Genomic DNA, 23,074 nt, shown 5'->3' on the forward strand with positions numbered 1-23,074 from the left:
TGGACCCTATGTGTCTGAAAAGTTGTTCGGGTACACTCGGCGCCTGTAAAACCGATCCTATCGAATCACTTTTCACGTTCTCACGAGGTTTGCCATGGCTGATTACAAAGCGCCGTTGCGTGATATGCGCTTCGTCCTCAACGAAGTTTTCGAGGTCGCCAAGACTTGGGCTCAATTGCCGGCATTGGCAGACAGCGTCGATGCCGAAACCGTTGAAGCCATCCTCGAGGAAGCGGGCAAAGTCACCGCCAAATCCATCGCCCCGCTCAGCCGTGCTGGCGACGAGCAGGGCTGCCGCTGGGCGGACACCGTTGTCAGTACGCCGGACGGCTTTCCACAGGCCTATACCACCTATGCCGAAGGCGGTTGGGTCGGCGTAGGCGGCGATCCGGCCTTTGGCGGCATGGGCATGCCCAAGGCCGTGTCGGCGCAAGTCGAAGAAATGATCAACTCGTCGAGCCTGGCGTTCGGCCTGTACCCGATGCTGACCTCCGGCGCTTGCGTGTCGATCAACACCCACGCCAATGAAGCCCTCAAGGCCACCTATCTGCCGAAGATGTACTCCGGCGAGTGGGCCGGCTCCATGTGCCTGACCGAAGCCCACGCCGGCACCGACCTGGGGATGATCCGCACCAAGGCCGAGCCGCAGGCGGACGGTTCCTACAAGGTCAGCGGGACCAAGATCTTTATCACCGGCGGCGAACACGACCTGACCGAAAACATCATCCATCTGGTGCTGGCCAAGCTGCCCGACGCACCGGCCGGTCCCAAGGGCATCTCGCTGTTCCTGGTGCCCAAGTTCATGGTCAACGCCGACGGCAGCCTGGGGGCGCGTAACCCGGTGAGCTGTGGTTCCATCGAGCACAAGATGGGCATCCAGGCGTCCGCGACCTGTGTGATGAACTTCGACGAAGCCGTCGGCTACCTGGTGGGCGAACCCAACCGGGGCCTGGCGGCGATGTTCACCATGATGAACTACGAGCGCCTGGGCGTCGGTATCCAAGGCCTGGCGTCCGGTGAGCGTTCGTACCAGAACGCCATCGAATACGCCCGCGACCGTCTGCAAAGCCGCGCGCCGACCGGCGCCCAGGCCAAGGACAAACCGGCCGACCCGATCATCGTCCACCCGGACGTGCGGCGCATGCTGCTGACCATGAAGGCCTCGAACGAAGGCGGTCGTGCGTTCTCCACCTACGTGGCGACGCAGTTGGACATCGCCAAGTTCAGCGACGATGCCGCTGCCCGCGAGCGCGCGGACAACCTGGTAGCTTTGCTGACGCCAGTGGCCAAGGCGTTCCTCACCGACCTGGGTCTGGAAACCGCCGTGCTGGGCCAGCAAGTGTTTGGCGGCCACGGCTACATTCGCGAGTGGGGCCAGGAACAACTGGTGCGCGATGTGCGTATCACCCAGATCTACGAGGGCACCAACGGTATCCAGGCGCTGGATTTGATGGGCCGCAAGATCGTCGGCAACGGCGGTGCGTTCTACACCTTGTTCGCCGACGAGATCCGCCAGTTCATCGCCGATGCTGCGCCCGAGTTGGCCGAGTTCACCCAGCCGCTCGGTGCGGCAGTGGATAACCTGGACGAGCTGACAGCCTGGGTGCTGGATCGCGCCAAGACCAACCCGAATGAAATCGGGGCGGCATCGGTGGAGTACCTGCACGCCTTTGGCTACATGGCGTACGCCTACATGTGGGCGCGCATGGCCAAGGCCGCGTTGGGCAAAGAGGCGCAGGAAGACTTCTACGCCAGCAAACTGGGCACCGCACGCTTCTACTTCGCGCGCCTGCTGCCACGTATCCATTCGCTGAGTGCGTCGGTAAAAGCCGGTAGCGAATCGCTGTTTTTGCTGGATGAAGCCCTGTTCTAAGGGCTTGGAGGGCGTGTAAGCATTCTCTTACATGACGTGCTGCTATTCGTCCTCTATCGCCACATTGGATCCACGGATAATCTACTTGCCATGGACGTCGCGCAGGAAGCGCAAAGCAACAACACGGACACGTAGGATTCTGCCAGGGTGGCGGAGTGAAAAGGATGTCAAGGGAAACAGTCTGCAAAGCCCCGCTTCGGCGGGGTTTTCTTTTGCCCGCGAAAAAGTCAGCCGGGCGCCAGCGGGGCGTTCATCACGTCTTCGAGCAAGGTGCGCAATAGCGCCAGCGTCGCCTGCTGACGTTGCACATCGCGGCAGACCAGGCCGACTTTGAGCGGCACCCTCGGCTCGCTCAAGGGTTTCCACAGCAGCGATTGGCTGTTGTGTTCATCCTGGGAGCGCCCCGGCAGCACCGTGGCCAGTTTGGAATTGGGCAGGCTGTCGAGAATCCCCACCATGGTATTCAACTCCGCCTGCACCTGCGGGCGGCGTCCGAGGTTGGATAGCTGGCCCTGCCAGATCTGCCTGATCTGGAACTCTTCCCCCAGCAGTAGCATTGGCAACTCGGCGGCCTGTTTCACGGAGACTTTCTTGAATTCGCGCAGAGGGTGATCCGCCGGGATGACCACCTTCAGCTCATCTTCGTACAGCACCATGCCGTGCAACCCCGGTTGGCGGGGCGGCAGGAAACTGATGCCGATGTCCAGCGAGCCATTGAGCAGGCGCCGTTCAATCTCAAGCCCGGTCAGTTCATAGATTTGCACCACCAGATGCGGCTGGGCCTTGCGCACGCGCTCCAGCATTTGCGGCACCAGGCTGGTGTGTACGGTTTGCAGCACGCCGATGGCCAAGGTGCGCAATGCCTGGCCCTTGAAGTTGCGCAACGCCTCCACGGCCTGCTGCATGCCATCGATCAACGGCAAGGCGTGGTTGTATAAGGTGTGGGCCGCGAGGGTCGGCAGCAGGCGCTTGCTGCTGCGTTCGAACAGGCTCACATCGAGGTCTTGTTCCAGATGACGGATCTGCTGAGACAAGGCCGGTTGGGAGATCGACAGGCGTTCTGCAGCGCGGCCGACATGGCCTTCCTCATACACCGCGACGAAATAACGCAGTTGCTTAAAATCCATAAGTGTTTCTTATCGAAAAAGCTGGAAAATCGAAATGGCCGTTGGCCCCTAAGACGCCTATTCTAGCGCCTATCCACAAGGCTTACAGGGCCAGATCGGGCGATGATTAGCGTTCATGTTGATGGTTTTTGCATAGGCAAGACAAAAAACATCCAGGCAGGTTTTGGTGGATGTACCGACCAAGGGGTGGTTGCCATGGGAGGTGAAGTGTGAACCTGTTCAACTTACGCCGCCCGGCGGCCAGTCTGGATGACCTGATCATCGAGGCGCCCCGCAACGATTTTCCCGGTGAATGCCTGATGCCTACCGTAGCGCGTCCCCCACAAGTCTTCGTCCGTGGCCAGGGTTCCTGGTTGTGGGACAGCGATGATCGCGCCTATCTGGACTTCAGCCAGGGCAGCGCCGCCAACAGCCTCGGCCACAGCCCGAAGGTCTTGGTCAACGCCCTGGCCGATCAGGCCCAAGCCTTGATCAACCCCGGTTATGGCCTGCACAACCGCCCCCAACTCAATCTCGTCGAACGCCTGTGCCACCGCACCGGCAGCGACCAGGCGTATTTGCTCAACAGCGGCGCCGAAGCCTGTGAAGCGGCGATCAAACTGGCGCGCAAGTGGGGCCAGCTGCATCGCGGCGGCGCCTATCGGATCATCAGCGCCAGCAACGGCTGCCATGGGCGCAGCTTTGCGGCGATGTCGGCCTCGGCGAGTACCTGTGAAAACCGTTTTGAACCGCAGTTGCCGGGCTTCAGTCACGTCCCGCTCAATGACCTGGCAGCCCTGCACGCGGCCGTCGATGCAAAAACCGTCGCCATCATGCTGGAACCGATCCAGAGCGAAGCCGGTGTCATCCTGGCGACCGAGCATTACCTCCAGGGTGTCGAGCGGCTGTGCCGCGAGCTGGGCATTCTGCTGATTCTCGACGAAGTGCAAACCGGCATCGGTCGCTGCGGTACTTTGCTCGCCGAAGAGCGCTACGGTGTGCGCGCCGACATCATTACCCTCGGCAAAGGCCTGGGCGGCGGTGTACCAGTGGCGGCGTTGCTGGCGCGGGGCAAAGCCTGTTGCTTCGAGGTCGGCGAGTTGGAAGGCACCCATCACGGCAATGCGCTGATGGCCTCGGTCGGTGTGGCGGTGCTTGATACCGTGCTGGAACACGGCTTCCTGGAACATGTCCGAGAGTCCGGCCTTTACCTGAGCGAAGGCCTCGCCCGCCTGGCCTATCGCTACGACCACGGCCAATTGCGCGGCGATGGCCTGATGTGGGGCCTGACGCTGTCGGATGATTCTGCGGATGACGTGGTAAACGCTGCCCTGCACGAAGGCCTGATTATCAATGCCCCGCAACCTGATTGCCTGCGCTTCACACCAGCCCTGACCGTGAGCAAAAGCAACATCGACGAAATGCTCCTGCGCCTGGCGCGCGCATTTTCCAGGGTGCAAGCCGCCCAGTTGCAATGCCGCAAGGGCATCGCCGTCTGACCCCTTATTCCTGAACCGTCTCGCGGTATACGCGGCGCCCCCAGCCTGTTTTTTTTGGCTGGGGGCGTTTTTTTTTGTGCGGCGAAAGCTGGCGCAGTGCCAGAACCCACTGAACCCTCACGAACGTCCAAGGTCGATTAGCTACACGGCTCACACGAGCCGATTTTCAGGAGCTGAACCCATGGACTTCATTCGTATCATCATTGCCATTCTGTTGCCGCCACTGGGTGTGTTTCTGCAAGTGGGTTTCGCCGGCGCATTCTGGCTGAATATTCTGCTGACCTTGTGCGGTTACTTCCCAGGCGTCATCCACGCGGTGTACATCATCGCCAAGCGCTGAAGACCGTCAGCTTTTTGCGATGAGCCGTGAGTTGCGCTCATTGCGAAAGGCCAGTTGTTCGATGGTCTGGGTGGCGTGTTCGGCTTCTTCCCGGGCTTTAAGGATCATGCCGTGGTGCTCGGACTTGCTGCACACCGGGTCGGCATTGCTCGCATCGCCGGTTAGCATGAACGCCTGGCAGCGGCAGCCGCCGAAGTCCTTCTCCTTTTCATCGCATGAACGGCACGGCTCGGGCATCCAGTCGTAGCCGCGAAAGCGGTTGAAACCGAAGGAGTCGTACCAGATGTGCTGCATGCTGTGGTCGCGCACGTTGGGAAACTGCACCGGCATCTGTCGGGCGCCGTGGCAGGGCAGGGCAGTACCGTCCGGAGTCACTGTAAGAAAGATGCTGCCCCAGCCATTCATGCAGGCTTTCGGGCGTTCTTCGTAGTAATCCGGGGTCACGAAAATCAGCTTGCACGGGTGCCCTTCGGCTTCGAGCTTGGCGCGGTATTCGTTGGTGATGCGCTCGGCGCGCACCAGCTGTTCCCGGGTCGGCAACAACCCCACTCGATTGAGCTGCGCCCAGCCGTAGAACTGGCAGGTGGCGAGTTCGACAAAGTCCGCTTCCAGCGCAATGCACAGCTCGATGATGCGGTCGATCTTGTCGATGTTGTGCCGATGGGTGACGAAGTTCAGCACCATCGGGTAGCCGTGGGCCTTCACCGCGCGGGCCATTTCCAGTTTTTGCGCGAAGGCCTTTTTCGAACCGGCGAGCAGGTTGTTCACCTGTTCGTCGCTGGCCTGGAAGCTGATCTGGATGTGGTCCAGACCGGCTTTCTTGAAGTCGCTGATCTTCTGTTCAGTCAGGCCGATGCCGGAGGTGATCAGGTTGGTGTAGAACCCCAGCCTGCGCGCCTCGGCGATCAGTTCGGCAAGGTCCTGGCGCACCAGCGGCTCACCGCCGGAAAAGCCCAACTGCGCAGCGCCCATCTCGCGGGCTTCGCGAAACACCTTGAACCACTGCTCGGTGCTCAGCTCCTTGCCCTGCTCGGCAAAATCCAGCGGGTTGGAGCAATACGGGCACTGCAGCGGGCAGCGGTAGGTCAGCTCGGCGAGCAGCCACAAGGGCAGGCCGATGGCTGGTTGTTCAGGCAAGAGTGATCCAGTGCTGGGCACGGGCTACCTCCATGAATTGCTCGACGTCATCACCCAGCTCAGGCACACCGAGGAATTGTTTATCCAGCTCACCGATGATCGCGGCGACGTCGCGCTCGCCGTCGATCAGCCCACCGATCAAGGCGGCACTTTCGTTGAGCTTGATCATGCCTTCGGGGTAGAGCAGTACGTGGCCTTTTTGCGCAGGCTCGTACTGGTAGCGATAGCCCTGGCGCCAGGTCGGTTTCTTGCTGCGATCAAAGCTCATAGGGCGATCCCTTTATGCCAGACCCGCTGCTCGGTCACGCTGTGATAAGGCGGGCGTTTCAATTCGTAGGCCATGCTCATGGCATCCAGCATGCTCCACAGGATGTCCAGTTTGAACTGGAGAATTTCCAGCATGCGTTCCTGGCCTTCACGGGTGGTGTAGTGCTGCAGGGTGATCGCCAGGCCATGTTCCACATCGCGCCGAGCCTGGCTCAAGCGGGTGCGGAAATACTCGTAGCCGGCGGGGTCGATCCACGGGTAATGCTGGGGCCAACTGTCGAGACGCGACTGGTGGATCTGCGGCGCGAACAGTTCGGTCAACGAGCTGCTGGCGGCTTCTTGCCAGCTGGCGCGGCGCGCAAAGTTGACGTAGGCGTCCACCGCAAAGCGTACGCCGGGTAGGACCAGTTCCTGGGAACGCAGTTGGTCCGGGTCCAGGCCCACGGCCTGGCCCAGACGCAGCCAGGCTTCGATGCCGCCGTCTTCACCCGGTGCGCCGTCGTGGTCGAGCAGGCGCTGAATCCACTCGCGGCGGATTTCGCGGTCCGGGCAGTTGGCCAGGATCGCAGCGTCCTTGAGCGGGATGTTCACCTGATAGTAGAAGCGGTTGGCGACCCAGCCCTGGATCTGCTCGCGGGTGGCGCGGCCTTCATACATCGCCACGTGGTACGGGTGATGGATATGGTAGAAGGCGCCCTTGGCCCGCAGGGCATGTTCGAATTCTGTTTGGGTCAATGGTGTGTCAGTCATGGGGTTCCTCCTGTGGGAGCGGGGTGCTTTGGCGTTTTTCGCGAGCAAGCTCGCTCCTACAGTTCAATGCTCATGCCGTCGTAGGCCACTTCTACATTGCGTCGTGTCAGCTCGGCGCGCTCGGGCGAGTCTTCATCGAGGATCGGGTTGGTGTTGTTGATGTGGATAAGCACCTTGCGCTGTTCCGGCAATTGTTCGAGCACTTCGAGCATGCCGCCGGGGCCGTTCTGTGCCAGGTGGCCCATCTCGCGACCGGTGCGGGTGCCGACGCCACGGCGCTGCATCTCATCGTCGTCCCACATCGTGCCGTCCACCAGCAGGCAGTCGCTGCCGGCCATGATGTCCATCAACGGCGCGTCGACTTTGCCCAGGCCTGGGGCATAGAACAGTTTGCCGCCGGTGCGCAGGTCTTCGACGATCAGGCCGATGTTGTCGCCTGGGTGCGGGTCGAAGCGGTGCGGCGAATACGGTGGCGCGGCACTGCGCAGCGGCAGCGGGGTGAAACGCAGGTTAGGGCAGGCCGGGATGCTGAAGCTGGCGTCCAGCTCGATGCGGTTCCAGGCCAGGCCGCCGTTCCAGTGGGTGAGCATGGTGAACAGCGGGAAGCCGGTGCTCAGGTCTTCATGGACCATGTCGGTGCACCAGACCTGATGCGGACAGCCTTCGCGCAGGCTCAACAGGCCGGTGGTGTGGTCGATCTGGCTGTCCATCAGGATGATGGCGCTGATGCCGGTGTCGCGCAGGGCGCGGCCGGGCTGCATCGGTGCGAAGCCCTGCAGTTGCGCGCGGATATCCGGCGAGGCATTGCACAGCACCCAATTCACGCCGTCATCGGAAATCGCGATGGACGACTGGGTACGCGCCTGCGCCCGCAGGCTGCCGTCACGAAAGCCGGCGCAGTTCACGCAGTTGCAGTTCCACTGCGGGAAGCCGCCGCCGGCGGCGGAACCTAGAATCTGGACAAACATGGCCGCTCCATCAAACAAAGCTGAAAACAAAAACGCCCCGGACGAGCCGAGGCGTTGTCTTACCCAGCCAATCAGCGGCTGGCGAAGTACATAGTCACTTCGAAACCGATGCGCAGATCAGTGTAAGCAGGTTTGGACCAGGTCATATTCTTACTCCTACGAAGGGATGGGACGTTTACTACCAAGTAATACATATAGTCCACCTCCAGTCGGAGATGTTCAGATGTGTGCGTGGGAATCTTACTCAATTATTTTCAAGTTAGCGCTGTCTTGGTGGAAAAAGCTTGTTGCAGGGAGGGCAACGGTCAGGACGCGGTTCGCCAGGTATCGTCGATGCGCGGGCCGTTGGCAAGGCAGCGCCAGCCGCCCGCCGCGTCTTGCAGTTGCTGCGCGGCGTGCTGCAGGTCTTGCCGGGTAAGGGCCAGGATCTGCTGTTGAAGTTGCGCGAGGTAATCCGACGGATGGCCGGTCAGGTGCGCGTGCCACAGCAGCTCGGCGGCTTGGGCGACGGGTAGCGCCTGCGTGGTGAATTGTTGCGCCAATGCGTCGTTGCCCAGGTCGTCGCTGCTGGCGATCAGCGCAGGCAGTTGCCGTAAAAATGCGTGCAGATGGTCAACGATTGCCGCCAGCGCGACGTTGGGGGATTGCACACCAAACAGCAGGCCGGTTTGCCCATTGACCTGTCGGATACCGCTGAACACCGCGTAGCCCACTTGCAACTCGACGCGCAGGCGCTGGTAGAAGGGCGCCTGGAGCAGATGCCCGAGCAGTCGCCACGCGGCTTCATCGGCCAGGGATTGAGCCGGTGTCGGGCAGAACAGCAGCAAGGCAGCGTCGCTGGCGTCGGTCTTCACCTTATGCCAGAGGCGTTGGCCGCCGAGGCTCGGGGATTGGTACGCGAGGCTGGTGGGTTGTCCTGGCAAACGGGCGGCCGCGGCTTTGATCGCCGCTTCATGGGCGGCAGAGAAACCGACGGCCAGTCCTTGCCAACGTGCGCTGGCCCACCGTGCTTGCGGTTCATCGGCGCCTGAAACAGTACCGGCGCAGCACATCGGCAACGCCTTGAGCAGTGCACGGATCGCGATCAAGGGCGGCGAGGCGAGGGGGGCAGCTGGTGCCTGATTCAAACCCAGCGCCAGCGCTTCCAGCACCGCCGGCATGGGGTCTTGCAGGCCGACGATTTTCACCACCGCGTCCTGACCATTGGCGTCGAAAGACAGCTCGACGCCCGCCTGCCGGGCATTCTCGACCAATGCCTGCAATGTGCTGTCGAGCCCCGCGGGAGCGGCTGAATCGAAGCGCCAATGCAGGTACAGCGCGCCTTCATCGGTGTCGTTGGCCAATGCTGGGCTGAAGGTCAGCGCCGACTGTTCCCGCCGGCCCCGTGAGCGGTCCTGGGCAAAGGTACGCAAGCCACGGTGGGCGCTGGTTTGGCCACGAATCAGGCCGGCGCGTTCTTCCTTGGCGGCGGGGCGCAGGAACGGGTTGTTCGGTGGTAGGCGCCAAGGGTGTCGGGACGGCGGCAGGTGCAGCGCGTCGAGCAGGGCCTTGAGGGCGCTGACAGCCTGCTCCGACAGCTGCGCTTCCAACCCTTCGCTGGCATGCCGCGCCAAGGCCAGGGCGCCTTGGACCTGATGTTGGCGAGCCGCCAGCAGGGCGAATTCTTCCCGCAGTGAGGTCCAGTCGCTGTGTGCGAAAAAGCTCAGCCAGTCGTGCAGCAACGCCTCGATCTGTGTCGCCGAGTCGTGTTGAGCGCCGAGGGTGAAATCGATAGCCAGCAGCGCTTGCCCGGCGAAGTGATAGATCACGGACGCGTGCAGTGCGGTGGCCAGTCGCTGGGTTTGCAGCTCGGCGAGCAGGCCGCCCGGCGCCGCTGCGTTAAGCCAGAGGCAGAGGAAATCCAGGGCTTCGCGGGGGGCTTCAGAGCTTATGACTTGGTGCAGGTGATTGCCGTCGACGTGTTGATAACTGCGCGCCGCACTGCTCATCAAGGCCGATGGCGCCACCTGTGGGTGCCGGGGCCCCGAGGTCAGCGCTTCACCGAAGCGTCGCGCCAGAGTTTCCAGCTCGGCCAACGACTGTGGGCCGGCCAGGCACAGGGTCATCTGCCCGCTCTGATAGAACCCTTGGTGGAATGCCCGCAACGCGTGTTGAAACGCCTCGCGTTCCACCGGCAGGCTGTCGCGGTTGCCTGCGTGAAAACCTCGCAGCGGATGATCGACGGCCACGCCCGTGAGCAATGCCACCTGCTGCTGCGCCTTGGCATCCTGGGACCAGGCGATGAACTCCGCATGCAGCACTTCGCGCTCGCGCAGTTGATCGTCCAGGCTCAGGCGCGGATGGGTGAGCATATCGGCCAGGCGCTCCAGCCCATCGGCGAAGCTCGCCAGTGGCAGCTCAAAGAAAAAATCCGTGGTGCGTTCACGGGTGCTGGCATTCACCTGGCCACCGTGACGCTGCACGTAGGCCATCAGCCCTTCTTCGGTGGGAAAACGCTCAGTGCCCAGAAACAACAAATGTTCCAGAAAGTGCGCCAGGCCGGGCCATGCCAAGGGCACGTCATGGCTGCCGGCCGCCACCCGCAGGGCCGCAGCGCTGCGCTTCAAACGCGGCGCATGACGCAGGGAAACCCCCAGGCCGTTGGCCAGGGTCAGGTGAAGATGATGGGGGGGGGGCGGCGCAGGCATGGGCACTTCCGAAACGTAGGAGGCGCCTATGCTAGCAAACCCACCAGTTCAGGGCTTGTGCAGCGTGCCGTACAGTTCGGGGCGGCGGTCTTGCAGGTAGTCGTTGGCAGCGCGGGCGTCGAGGATCGCTTGGTGTTCCAGCGTGCCAACGATCAAGGCTTCATCCAGGCCGGCCTGGGCGATGCGCTGGCCATCCGGCGCGGCGATGCTGCTTTGCCCGCAATACTGGATTTCGCCTTCGTGCCCGCAGTAGTTGGCGTAGGCCACGTAGCACTGATTCTCAAAGGCCCGCGCTCGCACGGTGACGTCGGCGACAAAGTCGAACGGCACCATATTCGCGGTGGGTACCAGGATCAGATCGGCGCCGGCCAGGGCCAGGCGCCGGGTGTTTTCCGGGAACTCCAGGTCGTAGCAGATCAGCACGCCCAGTTTCCACCCGTTGAGTTCCACCAACGGGAAATCATTGCCTCCGGCACTGAACATCGAATGATCGAGGTCGCCGAACAGGTGCGTTTTGCGGTAGTTGCACAGGCGTTGGCCGTGGGCGTCGATCAACTGCACAGCGTTATAGATCTGCCCGTCCGCGGCGCGTTCCGGGTAGCCGTACAGGATTGCCAAGCCGGCACTTTGCGCCAGTTCGGCAATCGTCTGCGCCGAGTCGCCATCCTGCGCTTGGGCCAATGCGCCGACCGCTTTGGCGCCGATGTTGTAGCCGGTGAGGAACATCTCCGGCAGCACCAGCAGGTCGACACCGGACGCCTCATGGGCCAGGCGATGCAGGCGCTTGAGGTTGCCGGCCACATCCAGCGGCAGCGGCGGGCATTGGTACAGGGCGACGCGCATAGTCAGCTCCTTACTCGGCCAGGGCAATCGGCCCGATTTCATCGAACACATCGCCCGGCCCCGGGTTCTCTGGGTGAGTGTGACCACCGAAGTGGGTCATGATGCCCCACACCGCGTTCAGCGAGGTTTGTACGGCACCCTCGACCCAGGCGGGGGTCCAGGATACGTCGTCGCCCGCGATAAAAATCCCACGTTGTTCGGCGGGCATGTCCTTCTGCATGAAGTGCGCATACATCCGCTGGTTGTAGCGATAGTGGCCAGGCAGCGCACCCTTGAAGGCGCCGAGGAAATGCGGGTCGGCTTCCCAGGACACGGTGATCGGGTCGCCGATGATGCGCGCCTTGATGTCGACTTTCGGGTAGATCTTGCTCAGTGCGTCGAGGGCCAGCTTCACGCGTTTATCGATGGGCTGCGGCAGCATTTTCAGCGCATCGCTCATCCACGAGTACGACAGGCAGATCACGCCTGGCTTGTCGTCGCCGTTGTCGAACAGGTAAGTGCCACGGGTCAGGCGATCGGTGAGGGTCATGCTCATCAGGTCGCGGCCGGTTTCCGGGTCTTTGTCTTTCCAGAACGGGCGGTCGACCATCACGAAAGTCTTCGACGATTGCATGTAGCGGGTGCGGTCCAGGGCCATCCACATCTTTTGCGAGAACAGGCTTTCGTCGCACTCGATCTGGGTGGTCAGCAGCCAGCTTTGGCAGGTGGTGAGCACGGCGGCGTATTCGCGCGTGTCGCCGTAGTTGTCGGTGACGGCGAAGCGGCCCCCATCGGCGTGGGCGATACGCTTGACCCCGGCCCGTGGCGCGCCGCGGTGCAGGGAGCTGAGGCTGGTGCCGGCCGGCCAATGGGCGCAGCGCTCCGGCACATGGCGCCAGATGCCCATGGGTACCTGCGCCACGCCGCCGACTACCAAGTGTTGGTGGTCGTCGCAGTTGGTCATCACCACGCGGAAGATTTCCAGCATCGAGTTGGGGAAGTCCGAGTCCCAGCCGCCGGTGCCGAAACCGACCTGGCCGAACACTTCGCGGTGATGGAACGACAACTTGGCGAAGGCTTTGGAGGTGGCGACGAAGTCGTAGAACGTGCGGTCGTCCCACAGTGGCACCAGCTTGTTCCACAGCGCTTTGAGGCGCGGTACGTCACGGTCGCGGATGGCTTGCTGAATGTCGCCGAATTGCGAGCCGGCTTCCAGGGCGTCGGCCCAGGCGTCAGCCACTTCCTGGAAGAGCGCAGGCAAATCGGAAAGTTTTTGTGCGTAGTGGGTCTGGCCTTCCAGGTCGATCACGGTGCTGCCGGAGGCCGGGGTCAGTGGGTTGGGGAAGGGTTTGGTTTCCAGGCCCAGTTTGTCCACATAGTGATAGAACGCTGTGGACGATACCGGGAAGCGCATGCCGCCCAGTTCGGCGATGATTCCTTCGGCGCCTTCAAAGGCCTGTGAGCGCAAGCGCCCGCCCATCTTCGAGGCTTCGTACACCACCGGCTTCAGGCCCAGTTTCATCAGCTCATAGGCGGCCACGAGGCCCGCGATCCCGGCGCCGACGATCGCCACTTCGGCGCCATGGTGGGCGGCGGGGATGCTGCCCAGGCCGGCGGGGTGTTCGATCCAGTCATCAAAGGCGAAGGGGAAATCGGGGCCGAAGATGGTGATGGGTTTCTTGCCGTCTGCGGGGTGGCGATTGGTCTTGCTGATGCTGCTGGACGGAATGCTCATGGCGGACCCTGGCTGGCGACTCGGCGGGACGTGACCCGCTGAGTATAGGAAAAGATGGCAGCCAGTTTAGGGAGCGTTGCGCTCGTTAATAAGACGCAAAGTGTCGTCGAATTGGATTGGTTTTAGTCAATCTGACGAACTCGGTGGTCAGATTGGCTGTCCGCGATCCAATTTGTTACTGAGGATGATCGAGGTGGTGGTTTTTTCTACACCGTCGACGCTGCCGATCTGGTCGAGCAGTTGGTCCAGTTGCTCTGGCGAATCGGTACGCAGCCAGGCCACGTAATCGAACTCGCCGCTCACCGCGCACAACTGTTGCACCTGAGCCATGGTGCTCAACCGACGCAGCACCTCCTTGCCTGAGCGCGGCTGCACGGTAATCCCCACATAGGCTTGCAAGCCACCGTCCGCCACCCGCTGGCCCAGGCGCACGCCATAACCGGCGATCACCTGGGTTTTCTCCAGGCGCGCCAGGCGCGAGGTGACGGTGGTGCGCGCGATACCCAACTGCCGCGCAAGCATGGCCACGCTTTCGCGGGCGTTGAGCTGCAGGGCGGCGATCAGTTGGCGATCGATTTCATCTAGAACGGACAAGGGAGGCTCCGAAACGGGCGGTAATAGGCGGCATGTTACAGGCTTGCGTCGGCGAGCAGGCAGCGGGGCTTGCAGATGGATTGAGCGTAGGAAACTTAATAGCGAGCAGCTACTATCGAGTGCTCCACAACACGGTACTAACAGCAGGGCCACGTTTTGAATCTAGACACCTTGATGGAATATTGGCAGTGCGAAGTATCGAATAAGAAAAAACGCGGAAGCCGCATAGGGCTCATCAGCAACATCTTCAAGCGGATTCGCAAGTACAACACCCTGCGCTACTTATTCATGTTTCGACTGGCCCAGTATTTTTATTCTGGAAATCGTTTTGCGCGTGCTTACGCCAAGCGACTGGAGAGAAAGCTCAACCTCAAGTACGGCGTCGATATCAGTATCGATGCCCAAATAGGGAGCGGCTTTCGCATCGGGCACCTGCCGGGGGTAGTGATCACCGGCAACGTCAAAATCGGCCGCAACTTTTTCATCCGTCAAAACACCACGATTGGCATTAAGACCCTGGGGTTGGACCGCTATGATCTGGTCATTGGGGACAATGTCAGCATCGGCGCCAATAGCTGCGTCATCGCAGATACCCTGACGATCGGCGACAACGTCACGATCGGGGCCATGTCGTTCGTCAACAAGGACATCGCGAGCGGAAGCACATTTTATAACGCTCGATGACGTGGCAGGTGCGACACCCGCAGGACGCTATGGGGGCAACCGTCACTAAGGCGTTGCGCGATTGCGAGCTGCTATTCAGTGCGATTTACCAGTATTCAGGTTTAATCGCGGGTTTCTTGCGTGTAGGGATCCGGGGTGGAAATTGGTGATTAGCAAGTTCAACCTCGGTCACCACGTGACGCATCCAATCGGCATACTGCTTGAGGGAGCCAGGTACCGTACGCTGAACACCTTCGCGGTGTGGCAGGATGACGCCTATGCGAAGGTTGGGGAAATCTTCCCGAAGCGCTCTCAGGGCCGGAGTCATGTCCGTATCGCCAGAAACCACGACAATTTGCTGAGTGCGTTCATCTGGCGGTAGGCGTTCTTCACGGGACGCAAGGCGATACATGCTGATCGCAATGTGAACGTCCGTTTCCTTCTCCTCTAGCTTCCAGACCTCGACTTGATCAGCTCTAGAGGCAGGTGTTTCTTTATTGATGAAGCGTGGGGCTTTGCCGGACTCAAGCTGGTGGCGCCCATAAAATACCTGCACATCATGTGCTATCAAGGCGCGTAGATACGTATCCTGGGCTTCTTTGGATGCAATGCCGCGACTGGCCAGCGATGGTTTCACACCGGAGGTGAAGAAGCTTATGGCGTTGATCGTGTTGTTTGGGTGCTCAACACCAACGATATGGGAGAGTAGAGCGGGGAGATTAAGCCACTTGTACGGAGTGCCCGCTAATAGGCCGTAAAACAGGTTGTAGCCATCCACAAAGCAGGCAGTACGCAAAATTCAGTCCCCAGAAACGAAAAAACCGGCACTGGGCCGGTTTCTTCACCCCAACGGCCAGCGAACTGAATCACTGCGTACGGGGCTGAGTAGTGAGCCCATATTCCACTAATTGTTGAATAGGTTCAAGTAGGGGTGATCATTTTGGATCACCCTGCATCACTGACCGTTCTGCCCCGTTCAGGGCGAAATTGTCATGTGGCGTGCTTGGCCTCGGGTCATATCGTGATGGGGCGCCAGCAGAAATCACGAACCACGATGACGTTGTTGCCATAAATAATGTGAAGGTCGTTTCGCTTGAGTTGTTTCTGGATGTTTTCCATAACGACTTCAGCGAGGCGCTCCCTTTCGCAGACCTTATAAAACTGGTCCCATTTCAGGGTCACGCACTCATTCCCATTCTTGCGCATGATTTCATTCAGTTCTGCTGCGATGCTCTGCGCCGTCTTCGCCATGATAATCTCCACAGGCATTGGTTTTTAAGCGTGCGTGGATCTTATACGTGGCTTAAAAATACGCAAGAGAATTCTTAAAAAAATCTTAGAGAGTTCTTATAGGGTGCTTGAAGAGGCTTGGTCGAGTCGAGGTTTTGCGCAGAGCTATCTGATGAAAAGGCCAGCCTACGCATCATCAACCGGCGAGATGATTTTCAGCACCGGTTTTTCAAATGCCAAAAACGACAAAAGCCGCGCAATGCGCGGCTTTCGAATTGGTGGGCCCACACGGACTTGAACCGTGGACCAAAGGATCATGAGCCCTAAAAAAGGTCCAGTGTTCATTGAGTGAGACCATAAAGCCGATTGTTTTTAAATGGATAATTCCCATATTTCAGACTACAGCACGACGCCAGCCGAAGAGCAGTTGCTCAAGCTGAGGTATATTCACACCTCGGCCAACTGGAACCCTCCCACGAAGTTGCAAGGCTCCACGCCACGCACGGGATTGGTTTATTTTAACGCCCCCACCACGGATGGGATCCGCGTACAGCATCCCCATGTACCCGACTAGGAGTCACGAACGTGCGAACACTCTGGATCTTGTTGGGGGCATTGTTGGTCGGCGGTTGCCAAGCTTCGGGCCTGACCTGGGGGCGTTCGGACCCGGACGCCGGACCGTGGGCGCTGGGTTTTGTCACACCTTACGCGATGGATGGCTGGGTTGAGGACAGCGCCACGGTCGATGTCGATGGGAACTTGTACCGTCGAATTGGCAGCGGTTGGGCTTCCGGAGGGGGGAAAAATGGCATTGATGGGGCCCGTGGTTGGGCGGTGAGAGGGGCTGGCACCGAAAGGGAGGTTAGGGATGCAAAACTTCCGGTACGCATCTATGTTCGCTGGCAATCGGTGGTCGAGCCGCAAACCTATCAAGGCTGGATCGAGATACCAGAGAGTGCACGGCAGGTCATGCGCAATGCCCTGACTATGGATTGTCCAAGTATTCCCGAGATGGCTGCAATCCCAAAGAGGGCCTCTGTACTGTTCGGCCTTGCCCCCGGCGGTGTTGTGCAAATCTGGATGATGGATGAATGCCTACGCCCGGTGAAAGTCGTACATACACTGGTCGAAATAGAGCCCAAGGGACCTGCTCTTGGACTCTCCAATGGGAGTTATTTCCCCCAATCTGACGCTTCTAAGCTGTATATCGAAAAGTACGGAATCCCCTACGGAAGTTGGTAGGTAACCACGTATTTAGCTCGCCAATTGGCGGGCTTTTGCTATCCGGTGATGGGTTTCAACTTCCCACTCAGCAACAGCGCGCTGGCGGCATTGCCTGTGAGCTCTCCGGTATTTTCAGGCGGTGGTGTTGGTCCATGTTTGTGGCCGGCCAGCTGGCTGTTCATCTGTTCCACCAGGTCGAGCAGATCAAACTTTGATCTGTTGCTCAGAGGAAGTGGACACTTTTTGAACACTATCGAGTTTTCGGCATGAAATTAGAGATAAAAAGTCGGATGACCAAAAACACGAAAGCCGCGCAATGCGCGGCTTTGGAGTTGGTGGGCCCACACGGACTTGAACCGTGGACCAAAGGATTATGAGTCCTCTGCTCTGACCAACTGAGCTATAGGCCCTCAGTAGGTCGCGGATTATAACGATGGTTTCTCCACTCTGCCATCCGAAAAATCCTCAACCTGCATACGAAGGAATGTCGTCGCAAAAAGCTCTGGCGGCAGGGGCAGGCTGACGATGTAGCCTTGCATCTGTTCGCAGCCTTCGGCGGCAAGAAAGGCTTGCTGCGCGGCGCTCTCCACGCCTTCGGCGATGATGGTGAATTGCATGCTGTGGCCCAGGGCAATGATGGCGCGCACGATGGCGGCGTCGTGGGGGTCGTCGGGCAGGCCGCGGACGAAGGACTGGTCGATCTTCAGGAAGTCCAGTGGCAGGCGTTTGAGGTAGCTCAGGGATGAGTAACCGGTGCCGAAGTCGTCGATCGCCAGTTGCACGCCCAGGTGTTTGAGTTGGTGCAGCACTTCCAGTGCTTCTTCGGCCTGGCTCATGATGAAGTTCTCGGTAATCTCCAGTTGCAGGCAGCCAGGATCGAGTTGGTAGTCATGCAGCAACTGTTCGATGCGACCGAGCAAGCCGGGATGGCGCAGTTGCGCGCCGGCAAGGTTGACCGACAGCGGGCCGAATGGTTCGAAGGTCGTTTGCCAGGCATGCATTTGTCGGCAGGCCTGTTCCAGCACCCAATCGCCAATTTGCAGGATCATGCCGTTCTCTTCGGCCAGGGCGATGAAGTGTTCGGGCGGTACGTCGCCAAACGCGGGGTGTCGCCAGCGGATCAACGCTTCGGCACCGATCAGTTCTTGGGTCGCCAGGCTCAGTTTCGGTTGGTAATACAGGCTCAGCTCGTCGCGTTCGATGGCGCGGCGCAGTTCATGTTCCAGCGCCACGCGTTCGTTGGCCTGGGCGGTGAGGTCGCGGGTGTAGCTCTCGACCCGGTTGCGCCCCTTGGCTTTGGAGCGGTACATCGCGGCGTCGGCGTTCTTGACCAGAGTGGCCACGTCGGTGCCGTCCTGTGGGTAGAGGCTGGTGCCGATACTGGCGCTGATAAAGAATTCGTGTTCGCCGGCCTGGAACGGCGGGGTGAAGCAGGCCAGCAGTTTGTTGGCCAAGTACTGGGCGTCGTTGGCGTGCTGCAGGCCGGGGAGCAGGATGATGAATTCGTCCCCGCCCAGGCGTGCGACGGTGTCGATGTCGCGCAGTTGCTCCTTGAGGCGCACGGCGATGTCTTTGAGCAGCAGGTCGCCGACCGGGTGGCCGAGGCTGTCGTTGATATGTTTGAAGCGGTCCAGGTCGAGAAACAGCACGGCTCCTTGTTTGCCGGTGTCCTGATGACCGTTGAGGGCGGCTTGCAAGCGACTTTCAAACAGCGTTCGGTTGGGCAGGCCAGTCAGCGGGTCGTGGTGGGCCTGGTAATCGAGGCGGGCCTGGGCCAGCTTGAGGCTGGAGATGTCGGCAAACACGGCAACGAAGTGCGTGATCATGTGGTCGCGATTGCGCACGGCGCTGATGGTCAGCCAGCTGGGGTATACCTCGCCATTCTTGCGGCGGTTGGAAATCTCGCCCTGCCAGTGGCCCTGGGCGGTCAGCTGATGCCACATGGCGGCATAGAAGGCGCTGTCATGCAGGCCGGAGGCGAGCAGGCGCGGCGTATGGCCCAGGGCTTCGGCTTCGCTGTAGCCGGTGATCTCGCTGAAGGCGCGGTTGACGGCACTGATGTTCTGCTGGGTGTCGGTGATCAATACGCCTTCGGCGGTGCTCTCGAATACGGTCGCGGCCTGCTGCAGCTTTTCCTGCATCAGTTGGCGCTCGGTGATGTCCCGGGCGATGGTCAGCATGCAATCGTCGTCGCCGATGGGCAGTGGGCGGCTGGACAGCTCGCAGAGGCGGATCTGACCATCGCTGCGGCGTATATGGGCGATGAAGTCGCGCACGAAACCATCGCGCTGCATCAGTTCCAGCATGTGTTTGCGTTCGTTGAGGTCGACCCAGATGCCCAGGTCCAGGGTTGACTGGTCGATGGAGGTCGCGCTGGGGTAGCCGGTGATACGACTGAAACCGTCGTTCACTTCAATCAGCAGGCCGTCGCGCTGCCGGCTCAGCAGCAAGCCGTCGGGCGAGGCGTGAAAGGCTTTGGCGAATTTCTCTTCGGAAGTTTGCAACTGTTGCTGGGTTTCCTTGAGCTGGGTGATGTCGCGCACCACCACGACGATGGCCTCCGTGGCGTCGAGTTGAAACGGTTCGGCGGAAATCAGGCCGGTAAAGGCTTGGCCGTTGCTACGTAGAAAAGGCATTTCCAGGTTGCGGATGCTGGTGGTCTGCACCCGGTGCAGCAGTTCGGGGCCAATGCCAGGGATACCCCAGATATTCAGCGCGGTGGCGGTTTTGCCGATGACCTGTTCGGCCTTCAGGCCCACCTGATCCTCGAACGCTTTGTTGACCTCCAGCAAGCAGCCATCGGACAGCCGCGCGATCACCAGAATGTCCGGGCATTGCTGGAACACCGAGGCGAATTTTTGCTCGGAGAGCTGCAGCGCTTCTTCGGTGCGCTTGGCTTCGCTGATGTCGATCATCAAGCCGCGTAACACCGGCTCATGGCCATGTTCGATCAGACTGACGATATCGCGTACCCATAGGCACCGACCGTCGGCGGTGATCACTCGGTAGTCGACGCTATGATCGCGGCTGGCGCGGGTTTCGCGGTAGCAATACGCTTCGGTGCGCGTCAGGTCGGCAGGATGAATGATGTTGCGCCAGAAGCCTGGAATCAGCCAATGCGCTCGGGGGTAGCCGAGCAGTTCTTCGGCATGAGGTGACACATAGCTGTAGGTAAAGTCGCTGACGCTGGCTTCCCAAGCAATGGCGGATAAGCTTTCTACCAAGCCGCGATAGTGATACTCGCTGCTGCGCAGTTCCTGTTCGAGGGCGACGCGGCGGGATATTTCTGAGCTCAGCCGGCGATTGATCCTGATAACCACGAGCAGCACGGTACTCAGCAGCAATACCGCGGGCAGCCCGTAGGTCAGCAAATCAGTCCAGAAGGTACGGTGATCAGTGAAGCTGCCGACCCAGTGTTGCTGGATCGCTGCTGTTTCGTTGGGGCTTAGGTCGGCCAGTACCTTGTCCAGGATGCCTACCAGTATTTTCTTGTCCTGGGGCACTCCCATCGCCAGTTGGTAGCGGTAGGGCGTTTCGCCGCTGACGTACAAACCATCCAGCTTTAACTGGCGCAGGCTCCAGACACTGGAGGCGAGGTCGCCGACCACTGCATCCACTTCATCCGTAGCCAATGCTTGCAGCGTCGAGCTGACGTTCGGCATGGCCACCAGATTTAGGTCGGGATGGTGGGTGCGCAGCAATTCATGGGGCGCGTAGTTCTCCACCACTGCAATCTTCAACCCGTAGAGGTCCTTAAGGTTGCGTGCTTTGGCGCCGCCTTCATGGGCCAGGATGACAATGGGGAAGTCCAGGTACGGGCGAGTGAACGCCATAAAGGCTTGGCGTTCTGGAGTGGACATGATGCCGGGCAGCAGATCGAGTTGGTTGTTTCGCGCCTGTTCCAGCACCGCGCTCCAGTTCGCGGGTTCGATCAGCTTGAACTTGATGCCGAGGCGATCTTGGATCAGGCGTACGTAATCCGCCGCCAAGCCTTGGTAGTGGCCGTTTTCATCGCGGTATTCAAAAGGTGGCCATGACGCGTCCACCCCCAGTCGCAGTTCCTGATGGTCCGCCAGCCAGACACGCTCATCATCGGTAAGAGTCAATGCGCCAGCCGTTGCGGTCCAGGTCAGCAGCGACAGCAGTAACACAGCCGGCAATCTGGGCATAACGGTCTCGTTATGGCACGGGGAATGTTTCGAGTGTAGACGGGCATTGCGGGGGAGGGGTGTTGCGCGGAGTTTTATCTGTGGAAAGCAAAACCCCCGGCCTGGGCCGGGGGTTCTGGGATCACTCGTCGAGGAAGGAGCGCAGATGCTCGCTCCGCGTCGGGTGGCGCAACTTGCGCAGCGCCTTGGCTTCGATCTGACGAATCCGCTCACGGGTTACGTCAAACTGCTTACCGACTTCCTCAAGGGTATGGTCGGTATTCATGTCGATGCCGAAACGCATGCGCAGGACCTTGGCTTCACGGGCAGTGAGGCCGGACAGTACGTCGCGAGTCGCTTCCTTGAGGCTCTCAACGGTGGCGACATCGATTGGCGACTGCATGGTCGAGTCTTCGATGAAGTCACCCAAGTGGGAGTCTTCGTCATCACCGATCGGGGTTTCCATGGAGATCGGCTCTTTAGCGATCTTCAATACCTTGCGGATTTTATCCTCAGGCATTTCCATGCGTTCGCCCAGTTCTTCCGGGGTCGGTTCGCGACCCATTTCCTGCAGCATCTGCCGGGAAATACGGTTGAGCTTGTTGATCGTCTCGATCATGTGCACCGGAATACGGATGGTGCGGGCCTGGTCGGCGATCGAGCGAGTGATCGCCTGACGGATCCACCAGGTGGCATAGGTCGAGAACTTGTAGCCGCGACGGTATTCGAACTTGTCCACGGCCTTCATCAAGCCGATGTTGCCTTCCTGGATCAGATCGAGGAATTGCAGGCCGCGGTTGGTGTACTTCTTGGCGATGGAGATAACCAGGCGCAAGTTCGCTTCAACCATCTCTTTCTTCGCGCGGCGGGCCTTGGCCTCACCGATCGACATGCGACGGTTGATGTCCTTGATTTCGGCAATCGTCAGGCCGGTTTCGGTCTCAAGCGCGGTCAGCTTGTGCTGGCAACGAATGATGTCCGGCTGCAGGCGACCGATGGCTTCGGCGTATTTCGCCTTGCCCTTGGCCAGTGCATCGGTCCAGCTCTCGTCGACTTCATTGCCCGGGAACTGGCGCAGGAAGTCGGCGCGCGGCATGCGTGCATCACGTACACACAGCTGCATGATTGCCCGTTCTTGTGCACGCAGACGCTCGAGAGCGCTGCGAACGCGTTCAACCAGGCCTTCGAATTGTTTCGGCACCAGCTTGATCGGCATGAACAGCTCGGCCAGCGCCACCAGCTCGGCAATTGCCAGCTTGTTGGAGCGACCGTGCTTTTTCAGGGCCTTGCGCGTGATTTCCATTTGATCGGAAACCGCACCGAAGCGCTGGGCAGCGATGATCGGGTCTGGGCCGCTTTCGACTTCGTCTTCGTCGTCGGTGCTGGCTTCAGCGTCGTCGTCTTCGGAGTCGTCGTCCGCTTTCACGGCTTTCGGGTCGACAGGCGGCGGTACTTCGGCGGCAGGCGGCGCAATGCCGTCGTCCGGGTCGATATAGCCGCTCAGGACGTCGGACAGGCGGCCACCTTCGGTGGTGACGCGAGTGTACTCGGAGAGAATGTGGTCAACCGTGCCAGGGAAGTGCGCAATGGCGCCCATCACTTCACGGATACCCTCTTCGATACGCTTGGCGATTTCGATTTCGCCTTCGCGTGTCAGCAACTCGACGGTACCCATTTCACGCATATACATACGCACAGGGTCAGTCGTGCGACCGATGTCGGTCTCTACCGCTGCCAGCGCGGCAGCGGCTTCTTCAGCGGCTGCCTCGTCGGTATCGGCGTCGGCCAACATAAGGGCGTCCGCATCCGGAGCACTCTCGTGTACGGGGATCCCCATGTCGTTAATCATGCGGATGATGTCTTCCACCTGCTCTGGATCTGAAATATCCTCAGGCAGGTGGTCGTTGACCTCTGCGTAAGTCAGATACTTCTGCTCACGACCAAGGGTGATCAACTCTTTGATACGAGACTGCTGTTGCGCTTTTCCGGACATAACACCCTATCCACTGAAGGTCTTGGCGGGCAAAAAAA

General features: G+C 60.2%; 19 protein-coding genes, 1 tRNA gene and 1 pseudogene. 6 read left to right on the forward strand and 15 right to left on the reverse strand.

Annotated features, from left to right (window positions below; translation table 11 throughout):
• Positions 1-94: 94 nt before the first annotated feature.
• The gene (locus tag BLR63_RS25195; protein ID WP_010566314.1) at positions 95-1,873 is read left to right on the forward strand and encodes an acyl-CoA dehydrogenase C-terminal domain-containing protein; all 1,779 of its coding nucleotides are present in this window, start codon (positions 95-97) and stop codon (positions 1,871-1,873) included.
• Positions 1,874-2,100: 227 nt separating this feature from the next.
• Here the strand turns inward: BLR63_RS25195 and BLR63_RS25200 are convergent, their stop codons facing one another.
• Positions 2,101-3,000: a LysR family transcriptional regulator gene (locus BLR63_RS25200; protein ID WP_010566315.1), complete on the reverse strand. Its 900-nt coding sequence runs from the start codon at positions 2,998-3,000 to the stop codon at positions 2,101-2,103.
• 209 nt (positions 3,001-3,209) lie between these two features.
• On the opposite strand from BLR63_RS25200, the gene BLR63_RS25205 reads away from it, so the two are divergent.
• Positions 3,210-4,478 carry an aspartate aminotransferase family protein gene (locus BLR63_RS25205; RefSeq protein WP_010566316.1) on the forward strand — a complete coding sequence of 423 codons (1,269 nt, stop codon included), beginning with the start codon at positions 3,210-3,212 and terminating at the stop codon, positions 4,476-4,478.
• A gap of 181 nt (positions 4,479-4,659) precedes the next feature.
• Complete coding sequence (locus BLR63_RS25210) at positions 4,660-4,818, forward strand: YqaE/Pmp3 family membrane protein (protein WP_010566317.1); 159 nt, start codon at positions 4,660-4,662, stop codon at positions 4,816-4,818.
• Positions 4,819-4,824: 6 nt separating this feature from the next.
• On the opposite strand, the gene pqqE is transcribed toward BLR63_RS25210, so the two are convergent.
• The 9 genes from pqqE to BLR63_RS25255 all read right to left on the reverse strand — a co-directional run bounded on the left by pqqE (position 4,825) and on the right by BLR63_RS25255 (position 13,778).
• Positions 4,825-5,955: a pyrroloquinoline quinone biosynthesis protein PqqE gene (pqqE, locus tag BLR63_RS25215; RefSeq protein ID WP_010566318.1), complete on the reverse strand. Its 1,131-nt coding sequence runs from the start codon at positions 5,953-5,955 to the stop codon at positions 4,825-4,827.
• Complete coding sequence (pqqD, locus tag BLR63_RS25220) at positions 5,948-6,223, reverse strand: pyrroloquinoline quinone biosynthesis peptide chaperone PqqD (RefSeq protein ID WP_010566319.1); 276 nt, start codon at positions 6,221-6,223, stop codon at positions 5,948-5,950. Before pqqD ends, pqqE begins: the two co-directional genes overlap by 8 nt.
• Positions 6,220-6,972: a pyrroloquinoline-quinone synthase PqqC gene (pqqC, locus tag BLR63_RS25225; protein WP_010566320.1), complete on the reverse strand. Its 753-nt coding sequence runs from the start codon at positions 6,970-6,972 to the stop codon at positions 6,220-6,222. The genes pqqD and pqqC overlap by 4 nt, the downstream gene beginning before the upstream one ends.
• A 56-nt stretch (positions 6,973-7,028) precedes the next feature.
• Positions 7,029-7,940 carry a pyrroloquinoline quinone biosynthesis protein PqqB gene (pqqB, locus tag BLR63_RS25230; RefSeq protein ID WP_010566321.1) on the reverse strand — a complete coding sequence of 304 codons (912 nt, stop codon included), beginning with the start codon at positions 7,938-7,940 and terminating at the stop codon, positions 7,029-7,031.
• 71 nt (positions 7,941-8,011) lie between these two features.
• Positions 8,012-8,086 (reverse strand): pyrroloquinoline quinone precursor peptide PqqA, encoded by a 75-nt coding sequence (pqqA, locus tag BLR63_RS25235; RefSeq protein ID WP_003194766.1) that lies wholly within the window; start codon positions 8,084-8,086, stop codon positions 8,012-8,014.
• Between the two features lie 159 nt (positions 8,087-8,245).
• Positions 8,246-10,627: a pyrroloquinoline quinone biosynthesis protein PqqF gene (gene pqqF / locus BLR63_RS25240; protein WP_083365973.1), complete on the reverse strand. Its 2,382-nt coding sequence runs from the start codon at positions 10,625-10,627 to the stop codon at positions 8,246-8,248.
• 48 nt (positions 10,628-10,675) lie between these two features.
• Complete coding sequence (locus tag BLR63_RS25245) at positions 10,676-11,470, reverse strand: carbon-nitrogen hydrolase family protein (RefSeq protein ID WP_010566323.1); 795 nt, start codon at positions 11,468-11,470, stop codon at positions 10,676-10,678.
• A 10-nt stretch (positions 11,471-11,480) separates the two neighbouring features.
• Complete coding sequence (locus tag BLR63_RS25250; RefSeq protein ID WP_042947183.1) at positions 11,481-13,163, reverse strand: flavin monoamine oxidase family protein; 1,683 nt, start codon at positions 13,161-13,163, stop codon at positions 11,481-11,483.
• Positions 13,164-13,331: 168 nt separating this feature from the next.
• Positions 13,332-13,778: an Lrp/AsnC family transcriptional regulator gene (locus BLR63_RS25255; RefSeq protein WP_010566325.1), complete on the reverse strand. Its 447-nt coding sequence runs from the start codon at positions 13,776-13,778 to the stop codon at positions 13,332-13,334.
• A 156-nt stretch (positions 13,779-13,934) separates the two neighbouring features.
• Here BLR63_RS25255 and BLR63_RS25260 point away from each other — a divergent pair, with 156 nt between their 5' ends.
• Positions 13,935-14,462, forward strand: coding sequence for a serine acetyltransferase (locus BLR63_RS25260; RefSeq protein WP_042947166.1), 528 nt, complete (start codon positions 13,935-13,937; stop codon positions 14,460-14,462).
• 85 nt (positions 14,463-14,547) lie between these two features.
• Here the strand turns inward: BLR63_RS25260 and BLR63_RS25265 are convergent, their stop codons facing one another.
• Both BLR63_RS25265 and BLR63_RS25270 read right to left on the reverse strand, forming a co-directional pair.
• Entirely contained in the window at positions 14,548-15,237 is a 690-nt protein-coding gene (locus tag BLR63_RS25265; protein WP_010566327.1) for an NYN domain-containing protein, read from the reverse strand.
• A 218-nt stretch (positions 15,238-15,455) separates the two neighbouring features.
• Complete coding sequence (locus tag BLR63_RS25270) at positions 15,456-15,692, reverse strand: hypothetical protein (RefSeq protein ID WP_010566328.1); 237 nt, start codon at positions 15,690-15,692, stop codon at positions 15,456-15,458.
• A 376-nt stretch (positions 15,693-16,068) separates the two neighbouring features.
• Here BLR63_RS25270 and BLR63_RS31990 point away from each other — a divergent pair.
• A pseudogene (locus tag BLR63_RS31990) lies at positions 16,069-16,245 on the forward strand (DUF2235 domain-containing protein); the annotation flags it as partial.
• A gap of 11 nt (positions 16,246-16,256) precedes the next feature.
• Positions 16,257-16,913 (forward strand): DUF2931 family protein, encoded by a 657-nt coding sequence (locus tag BLR63_RS25280; protein ID WP_010566329.1) that lies wholly within the window; start codon positions 16,257-16,259, stop codon positions 16,911-16,913.
• A gap of 315 nt (positions 16,914-17,228) precedes the next feature.
• On the opposite strand, the gene BLR63_RS25285 is transcribed toward BLR63_RS25280, so the two are convergent.
• The 3 genes from BLR63_RS25285 to rpoD form a co-directional block, all read right to left on the reverse strand.
• Positions 17,229-17,305: transfer RNA gene (locus tag BLR63_RS25285), tRNA-Ile, on the reverse strand.
• A gap of 15 nt (positions 17,306-17,320) precedes the next feature.
• Positions 17,321-21,064 carry a bifunctional diguanylate cyclase/phosphodiesterase gene (locus BLR63_RS25290; RefSeq protein ID WP_010566330.1) on the reverse strand — a complete coding sequence of 1,248 codons (3,744 nt, stop codon included), beginning with the start codon at positions 21,062-21,064 and terminating at the stop codon, positions 17,321-17,323.
• 121 nt (positions 21,065-21,185) lie between these two features.
• Entirely contained in the window at positions 21,186-23,036 is a 1,851-nt protein-coding gene (rpoD, locus tag BLR63_RS25295; protein WP_010566331.1) for an RNA polymerase sigma factor RpoD, read from the reverse strand.
• Between the last annotated feature and the right edge of the window lie 38 nt (positions 23,037-23,074).

Origin of the sequence: Pseudomonas extremaustralis, from assembly GCF_900102035.1 — a bacterium.
Lineage (GTDB): Bacteria > Pseudomonadota > Gammaproteobacteria > Pseudomonadales > Pseudomonadaceae > Aquipseudomonas > Aquipseudomonas extremaustralis.

Excerpts from the sequence above, each read along its gene's own strand:
- BLR63_RS25195 (WP_010566314.1), top strand. The coding sequence starts at position 95 with ATGGCTGATTACAAAGCGCCGTTGCGTGATATGCGCTTCGTCCTCAAC.
- BLR63_RS25200 (WP_010566315.1), bottom strand. The coding sequence starts at position 3,000 with ATGGATTTTAAGCAACTGCGTTATTTCGTCGCGGTGTATGAGGAAGGC.
- BLR63_RS25210 (WP_010566317.1), top strand. The coding sequence starts at position 4,660 with ATGGACTTCATTCGTATCATCATTGCCATTCTGTTGCCGCCACTGGGT.
- pqqD (WP_010566319.1), bottom strand. The coding sequence starts at position 6,223 with ATGAGCTTTGATCGCAGCAAGAAACCGACCTGGCGCCAGGGCTATCGC.
- pqqC (WP_010566320.1), bottom strand. The coding sequence starts at position 6,972 with ATGACTGACACACCATTGACCCAAACAGAATTCGAACATGCCCTGCGG.
- pqqB (WP_010566321.1), bottom strand. The coding sequence starts at position 7,940 with ATGTTTGTCCAGATTCTAGGTTCCGCCGCCGGCGGCGGCTTCCCGCAG.
- pqqF (WP_083365973.1), bottom strand. The coding sequence starts at position 10,627 with ATGCCTGCGCCGCCCCCCCCCCATCATCTTCACCTGACCCTGGCCAAC.
- BLR63_RS25245 (WP_010566323.1), bottom strand. The coding sequence starts at position 11,470 with ATGCGCGTCGCCCTGTACCAATGCCCGCCGCTGCCGCTGGATGTGGCC.
- BLR63_RS25270 (WP_010566328.1), bottom strand. The coding sequence starts at position 15,692 with ATGGCGAAGACGGCGCAGAGCATCGCAGCAGAACTGAATGAAATCATG.
- BLR63_RS25290 (WP_010566330.1), bottom strand. The coding sequence starts at position 21,064 with ATGCCCAGATTGCCGGCTGTGTTACTGCTGTCGCTGCTGACCTGGACC.
- rpoD (WP_010566331.1), bottom strand. The coding sequence starts at position 23,036 with ATGTCCGGAAAAGCGCAACAGCAGTCTCGTATCAAAGAGTTGATCACC.